Genomic DNA, 18,835 nt, shown 5'->3' with positions numbered 1-18,835 from the left:
ACCAGATGGGTCTTCTCTCCTCTCTCAAGCGCAAGTCGTCCGAGCCTGCTCCACGTCGCCTGCCGCCGCAGGATCCGGCGCAGGTGGAGTTGTTGCGCACCCGGGCTCGTCGGCGCCTGATCGGCGTGGCGGTGCTGGTCGGGCTGGCGGTGGTGGCCCTGCCTTATGTGTTCGAGGCGACGCCGCGCCCGGCCCGGCCGGAGCTGGCCGTGCGCATGCCCGGCGAGCCCGCCGAGATCGTGATGCGCGAAGGCACGGCCGCCGGCCTGCAGTCCGGTGCCGATTCGGCCGGCGCCACGGCATCGCAGCCTGCGATGGCTGCCTCGGCGGCCGCCGCCGCAGCGTCCCAGGCCCCGGGCCTGAGCGCGACGCAGATGGCGATGGCTGGCGCCGGCGCGGCCGCGGTTGGTGCCGCCGCCGGCATGGCGGTGGCCAAAGGGCCCAAGGACGACATCATCACCGAGCCGCGCGACGCGCAGGCCGAGGCCCGCGAGCGCGAGCGCCAGAAGGCCGCGGCCGACAAGGCCGCCGCGGAAAAGGCCGAGCGTGCCGAGAAGGCCCGCCAGGAGCGCCTGCGCCTCGAGCGCGCCCGTGAAAAGGCGGAGAAGGAAAAGGCTGAAAAGGCTGAACGCGCCGAGAAGGCCGAGAAGGAGCGTCTGCGCCGCGAACGGGCCGAGAAGGCGGCGGCCGCAGAAAAGGCCGCCGCTGCCGAAAAGGCCCGCCGCGAGCGCGAGAAGGACAAGGAGCGCGACGAGCGGCGTTACGTCGTCCAGGTCGGCTCCTTCTCCGAGGCCCGCACGGTGCGCGAGACGCGCCAGCGCGTCGAGGGCCTGGGCCTGAAGTCCTTCGAGCAGCATGTCGAGACCTCCTCCGGTCGTCGCACCCGTGTGCGCCTGGGGCCGTTCTCGACCAAGGAGGAGGCCGCGCGCGCCGCCTCGAAGCTCAAGGCCGCCGGCGTCAGCGCCGCGGTGCTGCCGCTCTGAGCGCGCCGCTGGACCGGGCCGCGCGGGCATGATGCTGCTGGAGGATCTGGGATGGATCGACCTGTCGATGCTGGCGGTGCTGCTGATGTCGGTCGTGGCCGGCGTGCTGCGCGGCCTGGTCAGCGAGCTGATGTCGCTGGCGGGCTGGTTCGTCGCCTGGCTGCTGGCCCAGGCCTGGGGCAGCGACGTGGCGCTGATGCTGCAGCCTCAGGCCGCCGACAGTCCGCTGGCACGGCTGACCGGTCTGGTGGTCTGCTTCATCGTCACGCTGCTGGTCTGGCGCCTGCTGGCCTGGCTGCTGCAGCAGCTGATCCAGGCCTCGCCGCTGGCGCCGCTGGACCGCTTGCTGGGCGCCGGCTTCGGTCTGCTGCGCGGCGTGCTGGTGCTGTGGGCGCTGGCGATGATGCTGGCGCTCACGCCGCTGGCGCGCCAGGCGTCCTGGCAGGCCTCCAGCGGCATCGGCTGGATCGCGCAGGTCCACGGCTGGCTGGCGCCGTGGCTGCCGGGCGACTGGGGGCCGGCGGGCGTCACGCCGCCGGCTGAACCCGCCGCGCCGGCCTCCTGAAGCCCGGCGCCTGCAAGAATTCCCTCGGGAAGGGCGGTCGCGGCCGGCCTTCCCGGACCTGTTTGTTGCTGAAGATGGAGTGAACGATGTGTGGCATCGTCGGGGTGATTTCCAAGTCGCCCGTCAATCAACTGATCTATGACGCGCTGCTGCTGCTGCAGCACCGGGGGCAGGACGCCGCCGGCATCGTGACCGCGATGGGCACGAAGTTCTTCATGCACAAGGCCCGCGGCATGGTGCGCGACGTCTTCCGCACCCGCAACATGCGCGCGCTGCCGGGCACGCTGGGCCTGGGCCAGGTCCGCTATCCGACCGCGGGCAATGCCTACAGCGAGGAAGAGGCGCAGCCCTTCTACGTCAACGCGCCCTTCGGCGTGGTGCTGGTGCACAACGGCAACATCACCAACGCGCATGCGCTGAAGAAGGAGCTGTTCGACATCGACCGCCGCCACATCAACACCGAGAGCGACACCGAGGTGCTGATCAACGTGCTGGCGCACGAGCTCGAGCAGGCCGCGCGCGACCTGCCGCTGACGCACGAGGAGATCTTCAAGGCGGTCGCGGCGGTGCACCGCCGCGTCAAGGGCTCGTATGCGGTGATCGCGCTGATCGCCGGCTACGGCCTGCTGGCCTTCCGCGATCCGTTCGGCATCCGGCCGCTGTGCCTGGGCGCGAACGAGACCGCCGAGGGCACCGACTGGATGGTCGCCAGCGAATCGGTCACGCTCGAGGGCACCGGCCACCGCCTGGTGCGCGACGTCGAGCCCGGCGAGGCGGTCTTCATCGCGCTCGACGGCCAGATGCACACCCGCCAGTGCGCCGAGCGCCCGGTGCTCAACCCCTGCGTGTTCGAGTTCGTCTACCTGGCCCGCCCGGATTCGGTCATCGACGGCATCTCGGTCTACCACGCCCGCCTGAACATGGGCGAGACGCTGGCGCAGCGCGTCATCAACATGATGCCGCCCAGCGAGATCGACGTGGTCATCCCCATCCCCGAGTCCAGCCGCCCGGCGGCGATGCAGCTCGCGCAGAAGCTCGGCAAGCCCTACCGCGAGGGCTTCGTCAAGAACCGCTATGTCGGCCGCACCTTCATCATGCCGGGCCAGTCGGCGCGCAAGAAGAGCGTGCGCCAGAAGCTCAATGCCATCGGCATGGAGTTCAAGGGCCGCAACGTGCTGCTGGTCGATGACTCGATCGTGCGCGGCACCACCAGCCGCGAGATCGTGCAGATGGCCCGCGAGGCCGGCGCGAGCAAGGTCTTCATGGCCTCGGCGGCGCCCCCGGTGCGCTTCCCCAACGTCTACGGCATCGACATGCCGACCAAGACCGAGCTGATCGCGCACGGCCGCACGATGGACGAGATCCGCGACTACATCGGCTGCGACGCGCTGATCTACCAGGACGTCGACGCGATGAAGCGCGCGGTGCACGCGCTGCGCCCGGACCTCAAGGGCGTGGAGGCCTCGTGCTTCGACGGCCACTACATCACCGGCGACGTCTCGGCCGAGGACTTCGACGCCATTCAGACCCAGCGCGCCAGCCAGCCGCAGGACGAGGAGGGCGCCGAGCGCACCCGCCTGTCGCTGCAGAGCCCGTCGCAGTGAGCCTGCCCACCGCCTGACCCGGAGAGAACCGCATGACCGAGCCCAAGCGCCTGCCGCGCCTCGAGTTCGCCGACGATGTCCGACTGGAGACGCTGGCCGTGCGCCAGGGCCTGCCGGCCACGCCGTGGGGCGAGAACTCGGAGGCGCTGTTCCTGACCAGCAGCTTCGTCCATCCTGACGCGGCCACCGCCGCGGCGCGCTTCGCGCAGGAGGAGGAAGCCTTCGTCTACAGCCGCTTCACCAACCCCACGACGATGATGATGGAGCGCCGCCTGGCGGCGCTGGAGGGCACCGAGGCCTGCATCGCCACCTCCAGCGGCATGGCGGCGATCATGCTGCTGGTCATGGGCCTGCTCAAGGCCGGCGACCATGTCATCTGCTCGCGCAGCGTCTTCGGCTCGACCATCAAGCTGCTGCAGGGCGAGTTCGGCAAGTTCGGCGTGCAGACCACCTTCGTGTCGCAGACCGATCCCGAGGAGTGGCGTGCCGCGCTGCGCCCCGAGACGAAGCTGCTGTTCGCCGAGACGCCGAGCAACCCGCTCACCGAGGTCTGCGACATCCGCGCGCTGGCCGACATCGCGCACGGCGCGGGCGCGCTGCTGGCGGTCGACAACTGCTTCTGCTCGCCGGCGCTGCAGCAGCCGGCCAGGCTCGGCGCCGACCTGATCATCCATTCGGGCACCAAGTATCTGGACGGCCAGGGCCGTGTCATCGCAGGCGCCGTCTGCGGCCCGGCCGCGCTGATCGACGGGCCCTTCATGAGCGTGATGCGCTCGGCCGGCATGTGTCTGTCGCCGTTCAACGCCTGGGTGGTGCTGAAAGGTCTGGAGACGCTCTCGATCCGCATGGAGGCGCAGGGCGCGCGCGCGCTGGCGCTGGCCGAATGGCTGGAAGCGCAGCCGCAGATCGCCCGCGTCTACTACCCCGGCCTGAAGTCGCACCCGCAGCACGCGCTGGCGATGGCGCAGCAGAGCGGCAACGGCGGCTCGGTGGTCAGCTTCGTCACCCGCGGCGACACGCCCGAGGCGGCGCGCGCCAACGCCTTCGCGGTCATCGACGCGACGAAGATCTGCTCGATCACCTCGAACCTGGGCGACACCAAGACCACCATCACCCATCCGTCGAGCACCTCGCACGGCCGCCTGACCGAGGCGCAGCGCCTGGCCGCCGGCATCACGCAGGGCATGATCCGCGTGGCCGTGGGCCTGGAGCATGTCGACGACCTGAAGGCCGACATCGCGCGCGGCCTGGCCCTGATCTGAATTCCCCATGACCCAAGTCCGCACCCGTTTTGCCCCGTCGCCGACGGGCTTCATCCACCTCGGCAACATCCGCTCGGCCCTCTATCCCTGGGCCTGGGCGCGCTCGCAGCAGGGCACCCTGGTGCTGCGCATCGAGGACACCGACGTCGAGCGCTCCTCGCAGGAAGCCGTCGACGTCATCATCGAGAGCATGAAGTGGCTCGGCCTCGACCACGACGAGGGCCCGTTCTATCAGATGCAGCGCATGGACCGCTACAAGGCGGTCCTGGCGCAGCTGGTCGAGCAGGGCTGGGTCTATCCCTGCTACATGAGCACCACCGAGCTCGACGCGCTGCGCGAGCGCCAGATGGCCAACAAGGAAAAGCCGCGCTACGACGGCACCTGGCGCCCTGAAGAAGGCAAGGTGCTGCCGCCGGTGCCCGAAGGCGTCCAGCCGGTGCTGCGCTTCAGGACGCCCCAGGGTGGCTCGGTGGTCTGGGAAGACAAGGTCAAGGGCCGCATCGAGATCAGCAACGACGAGCTCGACGATCTGGTGATCGCGCGCCCCGACGGCACGCCGACCTACAACTTCTGCGTCGTGGTCGACGACATCGACATGGCCATCACCCACGTCATCCGTGGCGACGACCATGTCAACAACACGCCGCGCCAGATCCACGTCTTCCGCGCGCTCGGCCATGAGCCGCCGGTCTACGCCCACCTGCCCACCGTGCTCAACGAGCAGGGCGAGAAGATGAGCAAGCGCCGCGGCGCCAAGCCGGTGACGCAGTACCGCGACGAGGGCTATCTGGCCGAGGCGGTCGTCAACTACCTGGCCCGCCTGGGCTGGAGCCACGGCGACGACGAGATCTTCAGCCGCGCGCAGCTGGTCGAGTGGTTCAACCTCGATCACCTGGGCCGCAGCGCCAGCCAGTTCGACGAGACCAAGATGCGCTGGGTGAATGCCCAGCACATGAAGCTGTGCGACAACGCGGTGCTGGCCGGCCTGGTGGCCGAGCAGCTGGGCCGGCGCGGCATCACGGCGGTGGCCGACGAGCGCCTGGCCGCCATGTGCGCGCTGTTCAAGGATCGCTGCAGCACCACGGTCGAGCTGGCCGAGTGGCTGTCGATCTACTTCGCCGACGTGCAGCCGGCCGAGGCCGATCTGGCCCAGCACCTCAACGAGGTGTCGCGTCCGGCGCTGGTGCAGCTGCGCGAGCGGCTGGCCGCGCTCGAGACCTGGGACGCCGCGTCGATCAGCGCCGCCATCAAGGCGGTCATCGGCGAGCTGAAGATCAAGATGCCGCAGCTGGCCATTCCGCTGCGCGTTCTGGTGTGCGGCCGCGCCCAGACGCCGTCGGTCGATGCGGTCCTCGCACTGTTCGAAAAAAATATTGTGCTGAAACGCTTGCAAAGTCTCTGAGAACATCACATAATTGCATTCTCGCTTGAACGACGAGACGCCTGACAAAAGACGGCAAGCAATTGAAGTCTGAAGTCGACCAGAAATGGTTCCAAACGGGGGTATAGCTCAGCTGGGAGAGCGCTTGCATGGCATGCAAGAGGTCAGCGGTTCGATCCCGCTTACCTCCACCAAAGCAAAGCGTTTCGAGATTCAAGTCGCGAAGGACAAAGACCCCTTCGTCTAGAGGCCTAGGACACGACCCTTTCACGGTTGTAACAGGGGTTCGAATCCCCTAGGGGTCGCCAATCATGATCCAGCTTCATGAATGGCGATGCCGGCAGATCGATGTGGTGCAGTACAAGTTTCCATGACGCTTGGGACGAAAGTCCAAAGTCACGGGCCGACGCGGAGTGGTAGTTCAGTCGGTTAGAATACCGGCCTGTCACGCCGGGGGTCGCGGGTTCGAGTCCCGTCCACTCCGCCACAATTTGGGGGTATAGCTCAGCTGGGAGAGCGCTTGCATGGCATGCAAGAGGTCAGCGGTTCGATCCCGCTTACCTCCACCAAATTCTCTTTGACCCCTTCGTCTAGAGGCCTAGGACACGACCCTTTCACGGTTGTAACAGGGGTTCGAATCCCCTAGGGGTCGCCAAGTTTGACGATACTTGGCCTGAGCAATCAGGCGCTAAACGTCACCGACGCGGAGTGGTAGTTCAGTCGGTTAGAATACCGGCCTGTCACGCCGGGGGTCGCGGGTTCGAGTCCCGTCCACTCCGCCAACATGCAAAAGCCTGTTCACGAAAGTGAACAGGCTTTTTCGGTTTTGGGCAGTCGTCTCGTGTTTTCCGTGTTCCGGCGTGAAGCCTTCGGGCTTCTTCAGGGAAAACCTGGGGAACGGGGGTGGTGCCGGGCGGGGGGCTGCCTACAATGCGCGGGTTTTCTATCAACTCCGGGCATGCCCGCTATCTCCCATGCAAGTCACCGCATCCGCCTTCAAGGCCTATGACATCCGCGGCATCGTCGGCCAGGCCCTCGACGAGCAGTTCGCCGAGCACCTCGGCCGTGCCTTCGGCAGCGAGGCCGTCTCCCTCGGCGAGAAGGTGGTCGCGGTCGGCCGTGATGGCCGGGTGTCGGGCCCGTGGCTGAGCGCGGCGCTGATGCGCGGCCTGGCGGCGACCGGCCTGGACGTGATCGACCTCGGCGCGGTCACCACGCCAATGCTGTACTACGTCGCCGCCACCCGCGGCGAGATCGGCTGCCGCAGCGGCATCCAGGTCACCGGCAGCCACAATCCGAAGGACTACAACGGCTTCAAGATGGTGCTCGGCGGCGTGGCTATCCACGGCGAGTCGATCCAGCGCCTGCGCCAGCGCATGGAGGCCGAGAGCTACACGCTGGCTGCGCAGCCCGGCACGATCGCGGCCCACGACATCCTGCCCGAATACACCGCGCGCATCCTGGGCGACTGCAAGATCAGCCGGCCGCTGAAGATCGTCGTCGATTCGGGCAACGGCATTCCGGGCGCCTCGGCGCCGGGCATCCTGAAGGCGATGGGCTGCGAGGTCATCGACCTGTACAGCCGCGTCGACGGCGACTTCCCCAACCACCATCCCGATCCGTCCAAGCCGGAGAACCTGGCCGACCTGATCAAGGTGGTGCGCGCGACCGAGGCCGACCTCGGCCTGGCCTTCGACGGCGACGGCGATCGCCTGGGCCTGATCACCGCCGACGGCCAGAACATCTTCCCGGACCGCCAGATCATGCTCTACGCGCAGGACATCCTGTCGCGCAACCCCGGCGCCACCATCATCTACGACGTGAAGTGCTCGCAGCGCCTGCCGCAGGCGATCCGCGAGGCCGGTGGCGTGCCGCTGATGTGGAAGACGGGCCACTCGCTGGTCAAGGCCAAGCTGAAGGAGACGGGCGCGCCGATCGCCGGCGAGATGAGCGGCCACATCTTCTTCGGCGAGCGCTGGTACGGCTTCGACGACGCGATGTACACCGCCGCGCGTCTGCTGGAGATCCTGTCGCGCTTCGAGGATCCGAGCGCGGTGCTCAACGCGCTGCCGACCAGCTACTCGACGCCGGAGCTCAACGTGCCGGTGCCGGCGGGCAACCAGCATGAGGTGGTGGCGCAACTGGTGGCGCAGGCCGACTTCCCCGGCGCCGAAATCGGTACCATCGACGGTCTGCGCGGCGACTATCCGGACGGCTTCGGCCTGATCCGCGCCTCTAACACCACGCCGGTGCTGGTGCTGCGGTTCGAGGGTCACACGCCCGAGGCGCTGGAGCGCATCCAGCATGACTTCATGGCGGCGCTGCGCAAGGTGATGCCCGAGGCGGAGGTGCAGGCCGCGGCGCATTGATGCTCCCTGTTCGCCTGCGCCGTCGAAAGTTCGCCGTTGATGGCCCCTTTGCCTGATGAACCCCGCATCCTGATCGTCAAGCTGTCGTCCCTGGGCGACGTGATCCACGCGATGCCGGTGGTGGCGGACCTGCGTGCGCGCCATCCCGGCACGCGCATCGACTGGGTGGTGGAGCCCGGCTTCGCGCCGCTGCTGCGCCGGGTGGAGGGGATCGGCGAGGTCATCGAGTGCGCGCAGCGGCGCTGGCGCAAGCGCTGGTGGAGCGCCGAGGTCCGCCGCGAGAAGCAGAAGTTCCGCGAGCGGCTGCGCGCGCAGGCCTATGACGCGGTCATCGACCTGCAGGGCCTGACCAAGTCGGCGCTGGTCGTGCTGTCGGCGCGGCTGGCGCCGGGCGGTCTGCGCTACGCGCTGGGCAACCGCACCGAGGGCTCCGGCTGGGAGGCGCCGACCCGCTGGGTGGCCGACCGGCCGATCGAGATCGAGCCGCGCATCCATGTGGTGGACCGTTCGCGCCGGCTCTGCGCCGAGGCCTTCGGCACCGCGATCGACACGCCGCCGCGCTTCGGCCTGCAGGCCGCGACCCGGCCCGATCCGGCGCGGCCGCTGATGGTGCTGGTGCACGGCACCTCGCGCGACGACAAGCTCTGGCCCGAGGCGCACTGGATCGAGTTCGGCCGGCGCCGGGTCGGGGAGGGCTGGCATCTGGCGCTGCCCCAGGCCGATGCGGTCGAGGCCGAGCGGGCCGCGCGCATCGCCGCCGCGATCGGTGCCGAGCACTGCACGCTGTGGCCGAGGATGAGCCTGGACGCAATCGTCGATCGCTTCGGCGCGGCGCAGGCGGTGGTCGGGGTGGACAGCGGGCTGTCGCATCTGGCGGTGGCGCTCGACCGGGTGCATCTGCAGCTCTACAACTTCCCGACCTCCTGGCGCACCGGGCCGCAGCCGGCGCACGGTCATCATCACCAGCTCAGCGTCGAGGGCGCAGCGGCCGGCGAGCCGCCGACGCTCGAGCAGGTCGAGCAGGCCTGGCGGCAGGTGGCGCCGTGACTGCGACGCGACCGGATCCTGGGTTGTCGCTGCGCGAGCGCCTGGCCCTGACTGGTTATGGCCAGTTGATGCGCCTGCTGCTGCCGCTGCTGATGGGGCGGCTGCTGTGGCGCGCGCGCCAGGAGCCGTTGTACGGGGCCGCCTTGGGCGAGCGCCTGGGCCTGGGCGAGCCGGTGCGGCCGGGCGCGCTGTGGCTGCATGCGGTCTCGCTGGGCGAGACCCGCGCCGCCGAGCCGCTGATCCAGGCCCTGCGCCAGGCCTGTCCGGACTTGCGCCTGCTGCTGACGCACGGCACCGCCACCGGCCGCGAGGCCGGCGTCGCGCTGCTGCGCGAGGGCGACGCGCAGCGCTGGCTGCCGCTGGACACGCCCGGCGCGACCCGCCGCTTTCTGCGCCGGCATCGCCCGGCGCTCGGCGTGCTGATGGAGACCGAGGTCTGGCCGGCGCTGCTGCACGCGGCGCAGCAGTCCGGCGTGCCGGTCGTGCTGGCCAATGCGCGGTTGTCGGAAAAAAGCCTGCGCCAGTCGCTGCGCTTCGATGCCTTGCTGCGGCCGGCGGCGCGCTCCTTCACCGCGGTGCTGGCCCAGACGGCGGACGATGCCGTTCGGCTGCGCCGTGCGGGGGCGCTGGAGCCGGCGATCGAGGTCTGCGGCAACCTGAAATACGATCTGCAGCCGTCGCCTGCGCTGCTGGCCATGGGCTTGAGCTGGCGTGCGGGCCTGGCGCGACCGGTGGTGCTGGCCGCCAGCTGGCGCGAAGGCGAGGACGGGCCGCTGCTGGCGGCCTGGCGCGCGGCGCTGGCTCAGCGTGCGCCTTCGCAGCCCCGGCCGCTGCTGCTGCTGGTGCCCCGCCATCCGCAGCGCTTCGACGAGGTCGGCGCCAGCGTGATCTCCAGTGGCCTGACGCTGGCGCGGCGCAGCAGCTGGGTCGGCACCGGGCCGGGGGCGCTGGCTCGGGAGGCCGATGTCTGGCTGGGCGACTCGATGCGCGAGATGCCAGCCTATTACGCCTGCGCCGATGTGGCGCTGCTGGGGGGCAGCTTCGCGCCGCTGGGCGGGCAGAACCTGATCGAGGCGGCCGCCTGCGGCTGTCCGGTGCTCACCGGACCGCATGTCTTCAATTTCGCCCAGCCGGTGGCACGGGCGCTGGCGGCCGGCGCGGCTTTCCAGGCGCCGGATCTGGACCAGGCGGTGCGACAGGCTCTGGCGCTGGCGGGCGACTCCGCCGCGCAGGCCGCGGCGCGGCAGGCCGCGCTGGGCTCGGTGGCAGCCGACCAGGGGGCTGCGGCCCGCATGGCCGCGCGTCTGGCGGCGCTGCTGAACTGAGCCCGAAGCCGCCGGCCGAATTCAGCGGCTCGTGCCGAGCAGGGCGCTGACCGCGTCGATGTCGGCCGGATTCAGCGTGCCGGCGGCCTGGCGCAGCCGCAGGCTGTTGAGCAGCACCTCGTAGCGGGCCCGGGCCAGATCGCGCTGGGTCGAGTAGAGCTGGGTCTGGGCGTTGAGCACGTCCAGGTTGACCCGCACGCCGACCTTGTAGCCGAGCTTGGTCGCGTCGAGCGCCAGCCGCGACGAGGTTTCCGCCGCTTCCAGCGCCTTGACCTGGGCCGCACCCGACTGCACGCCGAAAAAGAGCTGCCGCGTGGCCTGGGCCACGCCACGGCGTGCCGCCTCCAGATCGTTGCGCGACTTCTCCTCCAGGGCCAGCGCCTCGCGGACCTGGTTCTGGATCGCGTCGCCGGTGTAGAGCGGCATCCTGACCGTGACGCCGATCGAGTTGCTGGTGGTGGTGCCGGCGCCGCCCGCCGACAGCGCACCCGAGCCGCGGTTGTTGGTGGTGGCCAGCTGGCCCTGCAGGTCGACCGTCGGCAGGTGGCCGGCCTGGGTGCGGCGGGTTTCCAGCTTGGCGATCTCGTGGGCCAGGCGGGCCTTGCGCACGCTCGGGCTCTGTTCGGTCTTCTCGACCCAGGATTCGATGCCCTCACCGGGCAGCGGCAGCGCGGCAGCCGGCTTCAGCCCCAGCGGCTTGACATCCGTCCGGCCGACCAGCTGCTCGAGCGCCAGGCGCTTGGTGCGCAGATCGTTGTCGGCGGCGATTTCCTGGGCGGTCGTCAGATCGAAGCGGGCCTGGGCCTCGCGGGTGTCGGTGATCGTCGCGGTGCCGACCTCGAAGTTGCGCTTGGCCGAGGCCAGCTGCTCGCCGATGGCGGTCTTGGAGGCGCGCGCGGTCGAGAGCGCGTCCTGCGCGATCAGCACATCGAAATAGGCCTGCGCCACCCGCAGCGTCAGGTCCTGCTCGGCGCTGTTCAGGTCGACCTCGGCCAGGTCGAGCGCGCGCCGGGCCTTGTCGATGGTCAGCGTGTTCTGGCGATTGAACAGCGTCTGCGTCGCCGACAGACCGACTGCAGCGGCGGTGTTGCTGCGCGCGTCGTACAGCGGCGTGTCCGAGCTGGAGCGGGTGTAGCTGCCCTGCAGCCCGACATTGGGGCGCTGCAGCGCCTCGGCCTGGGCGCTGCGGTGACGGGCGGATTCGGCGCCGGCCCGTGCGGCCAGGAAGGCTGCGTCATGGCCGCGCGCCAGCTCGTGCAGCTCCTTCAGGCTCTGCGCACCTGCCGTCGGCGTGGCCAGCGTGGCGGCCAGGGCGGTCAGCAGCAGCGGCAGACGCAGGGTCTTGAACAGGGCAGGGGGCGTCGGCAGGCTCATGGTTTCCTCGCAGGGGTCGGCAATCTCAGTACAGCGGCACGGCGGGATCGACCTGGCGTGACCAGGCGTCGATCCCTCCCGTGATGTTATACGTATAGGGGTATCCTTGCCGCTCGAGGAACAGCGCGACCTGCAGGCTGCGCATGCCGTGATGGCACAGCGCGAGCACCGGACGCTGCGGATCGATCTCCGCCAGACGGCCCGGGATCTGCTGCATCGGGATGTCCAGTCGCTGCACGCCCGGCAGCGACAGCGAGGCCGTCGCGATCTCCCAGGGCTCGCGCACGTCGAGCAGCAGCGGCGCGTGGCCTTCGGCGACGAGGGCCTGGATCTGTTCGGCCAGGCGGGTCACGGCAAGCTGCTGCATCGGGTGGACTCCGGGGAGAAGAGGGCGTGCAAGGATCAGAAGGCGAAGCGGCTCGGGCTGGCGAAGCCTTCCAGATGCGGCGCGACGGTGTCGAACAGCACCTCGGTGCGGAACTCGCGCTCGCTGATGCGGCGGATGCGCAGCGCGCGCATCACCGGCTCCGTGCCGACGATGGCCACCAGGCGGCCGCCGACCTTGAGCTGCTGTAGCAGCGCCTCGGGCACCTCGGCGACCGAGCCCGACAGCACGATCGCGTCCCAGGGGCCGCGGCCGGCGTCACCGTTCGAGCCATCGCCCTGGCGGACCTCGACGTTCATGATCGCGGCGTGGCGCAGGTTCTCGCGGGCCAGCGAGGCCAGCTCGGCGCGCTTCTCGTAGGTGACGACCGTCTGGGCCTTGTGGGCCATCAGCGCGGCCATGAAGCCCGAGCCGGTGCCCACTTCCAGCACCTTCTCGTGGCGCAGCAGGCCCAGCTCCTGCAGCAGGCGGGCCTCGACGCGCGGTGCGAGCATGACCTGACCGCCGGGCAGCGGCACTTCCAGGTCCATGAAGGCGACGGCGCGGTGCGCGGCCGGAACGAAGTCCTCGCGCTTGACGACGGCCAGCAGCGACAGCACGGACGGGTCGAGCACGTCCCACGGACGGATCTGCTGCTCGATCATGTTGAAACGGGCCTGTTCGACGTTCATCTTGGATTCCTCGCGAGAAAGAGCATGCGCAACAAAACCCGACATTCTAGGAGGCCGATCCGGTGCCGGATGTGGCATCGGGCCGACGATCCGCACCGAAGCGTCGCCTCGTCCACACGCTCAGGTCGTCGATCCAGCAATAGATCACCGGCACCACCACCAGCGTCAGCAGCGAGGAGGTGATGACGCCGCCGATGACGGCCTGGCCCATCGGCGCGCGCTGCTCGGCGCCTTCCGACAGTGCGAAGGCCAGCGGCACCATGCCGAAGACCATCGCCAGCGTGGTCATCAGGATCGGGCGCAGCCGCACCCGCGCGGCCAGCAGCAGCGCCTCCTCGCGCCCGAGCCGCCGGCCGGGCTGGCCGCCGTCATCGTCCAGATGCACCTCGCCGGCGCGGGCGCGGATCGCGAAGTCGATCAGCAGGATCGCGTTCTTCGTCACCAGCCCCATCAGCATCACCACGCCGATGATCGAGAACAGGTTCATCGTCGAGCCGAACAGCAGCAGCGCGCCCACCACCCCGATCAGCGTCAGCGGCAGCGAGCTCATCAGCGCCACCGGCTGCATGAAGCTGCGGAACTGCGAGGCCAGGATCATGTAGATGAAGATCACGCCCATGGCCAGCGCCGAGACGGCGTGGCCGAAGCTCTCGGCCATGTCCTTGGTCGAGCCGCCGAAGCGCCAGCGCAGGCCCGGCGGCAGCGGCTCGCTCTCGAGCACGCGGCGGATGTCGGCCGAGACCTCGCCGAGCGAGCGGCCCTGCACGTTGGCGGTGATCTCGACCTCGCGGGCCAGATCGCGGCGGTTGATCTGCTGGGGCGTGCGGTCCTCGCCCAGCTCGGCGATCTGGTCGAGCCGCACCAGCCGGGCGCTGCCGTCGGCGTTCTGGCCGGCCGGCATCATCAGCCGCGCGATGTCGGCCGTGCTGTCGCGGGCCTGCGGCGCCAGCCCGACCTTGACGTCGACATTGAGCTCGTCGCTGGCGCGCCAGTTGCCCACCGTCTGCCCGGCCACCAGCGCGCGCAGCGTGCCGGTCACGCCGGCCACGCCCAGGCCGAGGTCGGCGGCCGCCTCGCGGCGCAGCGTGACCGCCAGCGTCGGCTGGTCCGCGCGGGCACTGCTGTCCAGATCGACCAGGCCGGGAATCGTGCGCAGCCGCTCGAGCAGCCGCTCGGTCTGTCGCTGCAGCTCGCCCAGGTCGCTGCCCTGCAGCGACAGCATCAGCGGCTTGTTGCCGCCGACCGCGTCCAGCAGGCCGACATGGGTCACGGTGATGCCGGGCACCTGCAGCAGCTCCTGACGCAGCGGCGCGGCGAGCTGGTCCTGGCTGAGCTGGCGGTCCTTGCGGTCGACCAGCCGGATGTAGATCTGCGCGAAGATGCGGCCCTGCGCCTGGCCGGCATTGATCGTCGCCAGGGTGTATTTCACCTCCGGGCGGCGGCGGATCAGCGCCTCGACCTCGCGCACCTTGGCCTCGGTCACCTCCAGCGAGGAGCCGACCGGGGTGTGGAAGCTGACGAAGGTCTCGGAATAGTCGGCCTTGGGCACGAACTCGGTGCCGAGCGAGCGGGTCAGCACCAGCGCTGCCACCAGCGTGCCCAGCGCCAGCACCACCGTCAGCAGCCGGTGGCGCAGCGACCAGCCCAGCAGCGCCTGGTAGCCCTCGCCCAGCCGCAGCGAGCCGCGGTCGACCGCCTGGGTGATCCGCCCGAGCGTGCGCTCGTAGAGCGTGACCGGCCGCAAGGTCTGCCCTTCGGCCTGCACCGCCGGGTCATGCCAGACCGCGCTGAGCATCGGGTCGAGCGTGAAGCTGACGAACATCGAGATCAGCACCGCCGCGACGATGGTGATGCCGAACTCGTGGAAGAACTGGCCGATGATGCCGCCCATGAAGCCGATCGGCAGGAAGACGGCGACGATCGACAGCGTGGTGGCCAGCACCGCCAGGCCGATCTCGGCGGTGCCGTCGAGCGCGGCGCGCCGGGCGTCCTTGCCCATCTGCACATGGCGCACGATGTTCTCGCGCACGACGATGGCGTCGTCGATCAGCAGGCCCACGCACAGGGACAGCGCCATCAGCGTGATCATGTTGACCGAGAAGCCGAACCACTGCATGAACAGGAAGGTGCCGATCAGCGCGATCGGCAGCGTCAGGCCCGTGATGACGGTCGAGCGCCAGGAGTTCAGGAACAGGAAGACGATGGCGACCGTCAGCAGCGCGCCCTCGATCAGGGTCTGGCGCACATTGGCCACCGAGACGCGGATCGGGCGCGAGCTGTCGCGCACCCGGTCCAGCCGCAGGTCGGCGGGCAGCGCGCCGGCGGCCTGCAGCGCCGCCAGCTCGCGCTCCAGGCCGTCGACCACCTCGATGGTGTTCTGGCCCTGGGCCTTCTGCACCTCGAGCACCAGGCTGCGCTGGCCGTCGAGCAGGGCCAGCGAGTCGGTCTCCTGCGGGCCGTCGACCACCTGCGCGACCTCGCCCAGGCGCACCAGCGTGGCGCCGCGGCGCGCCACCACCAGCCGGGCGAAGTCGTCCGGGCGCTCGATGCGGCCGCGGATCTGCACCACCCGTTCCTGCTCGGCCGAGCGCAGCAGGCCGGCGGGCAGGTCCTGGTTCTCGCCGCGCACCGCGGCGATCACCTGTTCGGCGCTGACGCCGGCGGCCTCCATGCGCACCGGATCGAGCTGGATCTGGATCTCGCGCCGCACCGCGCCGACCAGCGCGACCGAGCCGACGCCGCGCACGTTCTCCAGCCGCTTCTTCAGCACCTGCTCGGCCCAGAGCGTGCGCCGCATCGCGCCGGCTGCATCGGCCTCATCCGGCCGAGCGTCGCCGGATGCGCGCACCGCCACGCTCCAGATCGGGCGGCTGGCCGGATCGAAGCGCTGCACCTTGGGCTCGCCGATCTCCTCGCGCAGCTGCGGCTTGAGGATGGCGAGCTTCTCGCGCACATCGTCGGCGGCGCGCCGGCCGTCCATCGTCAGGTCGAACTGGATGATGACCACCGAGGTGCCGGCATAGCTGCGCGAGGAGAGCTGGCTGATGCCGGCGATCGCGTTGACGCTTTCCTCGATCTTGCGGGTCAGCTCGGTCTCGACGATCTCGGCGGCGGCGCCGGGATACTCGGTGCTGACCACCACCGTCGGAAACTCGATGTCGGGAAACTGGTCGACCTTCAGGCGCTGGAAGGAGAACAGTCCGAGCACCACCAGCGCCAGCATCACCATGGTGGCCAGGACCGGATTGGCGATCGAGACGCGGGTGAACCACATGATGGACCTGAGGGCGCGAGGTTCAGCGCAGCACGGCCGGCGTGCCGTCGCGCACCGGGCCGAGCCGGCCGGCCAGCACCCGCGCGCCCTCGGCCAGGCCGTCGAGGATCTCGATCGACGCGGTGCCGTCGACCTCACCACGCGCACCGGTGCGCACCGGGCGCTGGCGCAGCAGGCCCGCGCCGGTGTCCAGCTCGATCACATGCGGCTGCGGCTGGTCGACGCGCACCGCCGACAGTGGCAGCACCCGCGTGCTGCGCCGGCCCAGCTCGATGTGGCCGCGCGCGAACAGGCCGGCACGCAGCCCCGGCGCCGGCTCGATGGCCAGATGCACCGGCACCGACCGGGTGCCGGCCTGCGCGGCCGGGCTGATGCGCAGCACCCGGGCCCGCACCGGCGCGTCCACGCCCTCGACCTGCAGCACCGCGCCGGCGCCGATGCGGGTGCGGGCCAGCTCGGCCGCCGGCACGGTCGCCTCCAGCTCGAGCCGGTCGAGATCGATGATCTCCAGGATGCGCGCGTCCAGCGCGACCCGCTCGCCCGGCTGGGCCAGGCGCTGCGCGATCTGGCCGCCGATCGGCGCCTTCAGCACCGTGTCGTCGAGCGCCCGCCGAGCCAGATCGGCGCCTGCACGGGCCGACTGCAGCGCGGCCTGCGCGGCGCGGTGGTTCGCGGCCGAGCTCTCCAGCGCGGTGGGCGAGATGAAGCCCTGTTCGACCAGTGCGCGGTTGTTGTCCAGCGTCCTGCCGGCGATGTCGAGCTGGGCCTGCGCCGACTCGATCTGCTGCTCGGCCTGGCGCAGCCGCAGCTGCGCATCGGCCGGGTCGATGCGCCCGACGATCTGGCCGGCGCGCACCGTGTCGCCCTCGCGCGGGCCCAGCTCCAGCAGCTCGCCGGCGCTGCGTGCCTTGACCAGCGCGCTGACCGCCGCCTTCAGGCTGCCGGTCAGCGCCACCGCATCGACCAGCTCGGCCCGGCGCAGCGTCACCAGGTCGCTGTCCTGAAGCTGCAGCGCGGCCGGGGTCGGCTGCAGCGGGGCGCTGGCCGAGGCCGCTGCGGCGGCGCTCGCCGTGCGGCTCGACAGCTTCCAGCCGGCCAGCCCCAGCAGGCCCAGCGCCAGGGCACCGGCGGCAAGCACGGTCGATCGCTTCATCGGCTTCAGGGTTCCGGGTGGGTGGAGATGCCGCGCAGCACCAGATCGATGTGGGCGCGGATGAAGGCCTGCGGCTCCAGGCTCATGCCCGGGCATTCGCAGGCGCCGAGCGAGTGCCGGTGCACGCACAGCATCACCAGCGGCATGACGATCGAGTAGACCACCGAGAGCACGTCGACCGGCCGGAATTCGCCCGAATCGATGCCGCGCTGCACCATGCCGCCGATCAGCTGCGAGCCGGGCTGCGAGACCTCGTTGAACCACAGCTCGGCGATCTCGGGGAAGTTGCGCACCTCGCTGACCACCAGCTTGAACACGCCGGAGGCGTCGCTCTCGAGCGTCTGCATCCACCAGTCGACCAGCAGCGTGCGCATCAGCTCGGTGGCGCTGCCCTGGTGGGCGGCGGCCTGGGCCAGGCCTTCGGCGATGCGGGTCGACACCCGCTGCGAGATCACCTCCCGGAGCAGGTCTTCCTTGCTGGTGTAATACAGGTAGAGCGTGCCCTTGGAGACGCCGGCCAGCCGGGCGATGTCCTCGGTCTTGGTCGCGGCAAAGCCCTTCTCGACGAAGAGCTGCAGCGCGGCGTCGAGCAGCTCGCTGGGTCGCTCGGCCTTGCGGCGCTGGTGCGATGCCGGCGGCGTCGCCGGCGTTCCTGCCATGGCGGGCAGGTCGGAGCGTTCGGACGGTTCGGCGGACAAGGCGGGTTTCCGGGGCATGATAATGACTAACCGGTCAGTAATGTAGTGGAGCAATGAAGTGAGCGCAATGACAGGGGCGGCGTCTGCACAGGGCGGTCGGCCGGCGGGCGGGCGTCGCGGGCTGCTGAGGATCGGCGCGATGGCGCTGGTCGGCGGGCTGTGGGGCTGTGCCTCGGTGGTGCCCAGGGAGTTCACCACCAGCGAGCGCGAGATGCAGGCGGCGCTGTCCTCGCGCTTCCCGCTGCAGCAGAAGGTGCTGGAGGTGTTCGAGGTGCGCATCAGCTCGCCGCGGGTGCTGCTGCAGCCGGGGGCGGGTCGCATGATGCTGGGCTTCGACATGGGCCTGCGCGAGACGGTGCTGAGCCGGCGCGACTTTCGCGGCAACATCATGTTCAGCAGCGCGCTGCGCTACGAACCGTCCGACGGCACGATCCGGCTGGACCGGGTGCGGCGCGAGAACATCGCGATCGACGGATTGCCGCCGCTGCTGGCCTCCGGCCTGAACCGCTGGGGCGGCTGGCTGGCCGAGTCGATGCTGGAAGGTCTGGAGATTCATCGCATCGACCGGCTGGCGCTGGAGCTGGCGGCCAAGGCCGGACTGCAGCCCGGGCCGATCGAGGTGCGCCCGGGGGGCGTCACGCTGCGGCTGGTGCCTGTGCCGGTGAGCGGCAACATGGCGCCGGCTCGATCCTGAGGCTCGGCTGAAGGCCGGTCGGCCGGCCCGCATGCTGGCACGTTGAGCTG

Annotated in this window: 15 protein-coding genes and 6 tRNA genes; 15 read left to right on the top strand and 6 right to left on the bottom strand. The window is 70.2% G+C overall.

Annotated elements, in window-relative coordinates:
* Window positions 1–5 precede the first annotated feature (5 nt).
* The 14 genes from BW996_RS08570 to BW996_RS08505 all read left to right on the top strand — a co-directional run bounded on the left by BW996_RS08570 (window position 6) and on the right by BW996_RS08505 (window position 10,536).
* Window positions 6–983, top strand: a complete 978-nt coding sequence (locus BW996_RS08570) for an SPOR domain-containing protein (RefSeq protein ID WP_083701038.1) — start codon at window positions 6–8, stop codon at window positions 981–983.
* Between the two features lie 28 nt (window positions 984–1,011).
* Window positions 1,012–1,548 (top strand): CvpA family protein, encoded by a 537-nt coding sequence (locus tag BW996_RS08565; RefSeq protein ID WP_083701037.1) that lies wholly within the window; start codon window positions 1,012–1,014, stop codon window positions 1,546–1,548.
* A gap of 86 nt (window positions 1,549–1,634) precedes the next feature.
* Window positions 1,635–3,152 (top strand): amidophosphoribosyltransferase, encoded by a 1,518-nt coding sequence (gene purF, locus BW996_RS08560; protein ID WP_076458842.1) that lies wholly within the window; start codon window positions 1,635–1,637, stop codon window positions 3,150–3,152.
* Window positions 3,153–3,184: 32 nt separating this feature from the next.
* Window positions 3,185–4,414 (top strand): O-succinylhomoserine sulfhydrylase, encoded by a 1,230-nt coding sequence (locus BW996_RS08555; RefSeq protein ID WP_037486027.1) that lies wholly within the window; start codon window positions 3,185–3,187, stop codon window positions 4,412–4,414.
* Between the two features lie 7 nt (window positions 4,415–4,421).
* Entirely contained in the window at window positions 4,422–5,816 is a 1,395-nt protein-coding gene (gene gltX / locus BW996_RS08550; protein WP_037486030.1) for a glutamate--tRNA ligase, read from the top strand.
* Window positions 5,817–5,913: 97 nt separating this feature from the next.
* A tRNA-Ala gene (locus tag BW996_RS08545) sits at window positions 5,914–5,989 on the top strand.
* 38 nt (window positions 5,990–6,027) lie between these two features.
* Window positions 6,028–6,103 (top strand) — tRNA-Glu (locus tag BW996_RS08540).
* 102 nt (window positions 6,104–6,205) lie between these two features.
* Window positions 6,206–6,282, top strand: a tRNA-Asp gene (locus tag BW996_RS08535).
* A gap of 6 nt (window positions 6,283–6,288) precedes the next feature.
* Window positions 6,289–6,364, top strand: a tRNA-Ala gene (locus tag BW996_RS08530).
* Between the two features lie 10 nt (window positions 6,365–6,374).
* Window positions 6,375–6,450: transfer RNA gene (locus tag BW996_RS08525), tRNA-Glu, on the top strand.
* 50 nt (window positions 6,451–6,500) lie between these two features.
* Window positions 6,501–6,577, top strand: a tRNA-Asp gene (locus tag BW996_RS08520).
* A gap of 192 nt (window positions 6,578–6,769) precedes the next feature.
* Window positions 6,770–8,164 carry a phosphomannomutase/phosphoglucomutase gene (locus tag BW996_RS08515; RefSeq protein WP_037477377.1) on the top strand — a complete coding sequence of 465 codons (1,395 nt, stop codon included), beginning with the start codon at window positions 6,770–6,772 and terminating at the stop codon, window positions 8,162–8,164.
* Between the two features lie 48 nt (window positions 8,165–8,212).
* On the top strand, window positions 8,213–9,211 hold the full coding sequence (gene waaC, locus BW996_RS08510; protein WP_245801908.1) for a lipopolysaccharide heptosyltransferase I: 999 nt from the start codon (window positions 8,213–8,215) through the stop codon (window positions 9,209–9,211).
* Window positions 9,208–10,536 (top strand): 3-deoxy-D-manno-octulosonic acid transferase, encoded by a 1,329-nt coding sequence (locus BW996_RS08505; protein ID WP_310732028.1) that lies wholly within the window; start codon window positions 9,208–9,210, stop codon window positions 10,534–10,536. The genes waaC and BW996_RS08505 overlap by 4 nt, the downstream gene beginning before the upstream one ends.
* A gap of 21 nt (window positions 10,537–10,557) precedes the next feature.
* Here the strand turns inward: BW996_RS08505 and BW996_RS08500 are convergent, their stop codons facing one another.
* The 6 genes from BW996_RS08500 to BW996_RS08475 are packed head-to-tail and all read right to left on the bottom strand — an operon-like array spanning window position 10,558 to window position 18,052.
* The gene (locus BW996_RS08500) at window positions 10,558–11,910 is read right to left on the bottom strand and encodes a TolC family outer membrane protein (protein WP_051631431.1); all 1,353 of its coding nucleotides are present in this window, start codon (window positions 11,908–11,910) and stop codon (window positions 10,558–10,560) included.
* A 25-nt stretch (window positions 11,911–11,935) separates the two neighbouring features.
* Window positions 11,936–12,277 (bottom strand): rhodanese-like domain-containing protein, encoded by a 342-nt coding sequence (locus tag BW996_RS08495; RefSeq protein ID WP_037477374.1) that lies wholly within the window; start codon window positions 12,275–12,277, stop codon window positions 11,936–11,938.
* 35 nt (window positions 12,278–12,312) lie between these two features.
* On the bottom strand, window positions 12,313–12,966 hold the full coding sequence (locus tag BW996_RS08490) for a protein-L-isoaspartate O-methyltransferase family protein (RefSeq protein ID WP_037477372.1): 654 nt from the start codon (window positions 12,964–12,966) through the stop codon (window positions 12,313–12,315).
* Window positions 12,967–13,012: 46 nt separating this feature from the next.
* Entirely contained in the window at window positions 13,013–16,240 is a 3,228-nt protein-coding gene (locus tag BW996_RS08485; protein WP_037477369.1) for an efflux RND transporter permease subunit, read from the bottom strand.
* Window positions 16,241–16,262: 22 nt separating this feature from the next.
* The gene (locus tag BW996_RS08480; RefSeq protein WP_037477367.1) at window positions 16,263–17,393 is read right to left on the bottom strand and encodes an efflux RND transporter periplasmic adaptor subunit; all 1,131 of its coding nucleotides are present in this window, start codon (window positions 17,391–17,393) and stop codon (window positions 16,263–16,265) included.
* A 5-nt stretch (window positions 17,394–17,398) separates the two neighbouring features.
* Window positions 17,399–18,052, bottom strand: coding sequence for a TetR/AcrR family transcriptional regulator (locus tag BW996_RS08475; RefSeq protein WP_037477389.1), 654 nt, complete (start codon window positions 18,050–18,052; stop codon window positions 17,399–17,401).
* A gap of 97 nt (window positions 18,053–18,149) precedes the next feature.
* Here BW996_RS08475 and BW996_RS08470 point away from each other — a divergent pair, with 97 nt between their 5' ends.
* Window positions 18,150–18,785 carry a YceB family lipoprotein gene (locus BW996_RS08470; protein ID WP_139330805.1) on the top strand — a complete coding sequence of 212 codons (636 nt, stop codon included), beginning with the start codon at window positions 18,150–18,152 and terminating at the stop codon, window positions 18,783–18,785.
* Window positions 18,786–18,835 lie beyond the last annotated feature (50 nt).

The sequence above is a fragment of the Sphaerotilus natans genome (assembly GCF_900156335.1).
GTDB lineage: Bacteria > Pseudomonadota > Gammaproteobacteria > Burkholderiales > Burkholderiaceae_C > Sphaerotilus > Sphaerotilus natans.
This window is presented reverse-complemented; position numbering and strand designations above follow the sequence as displayed.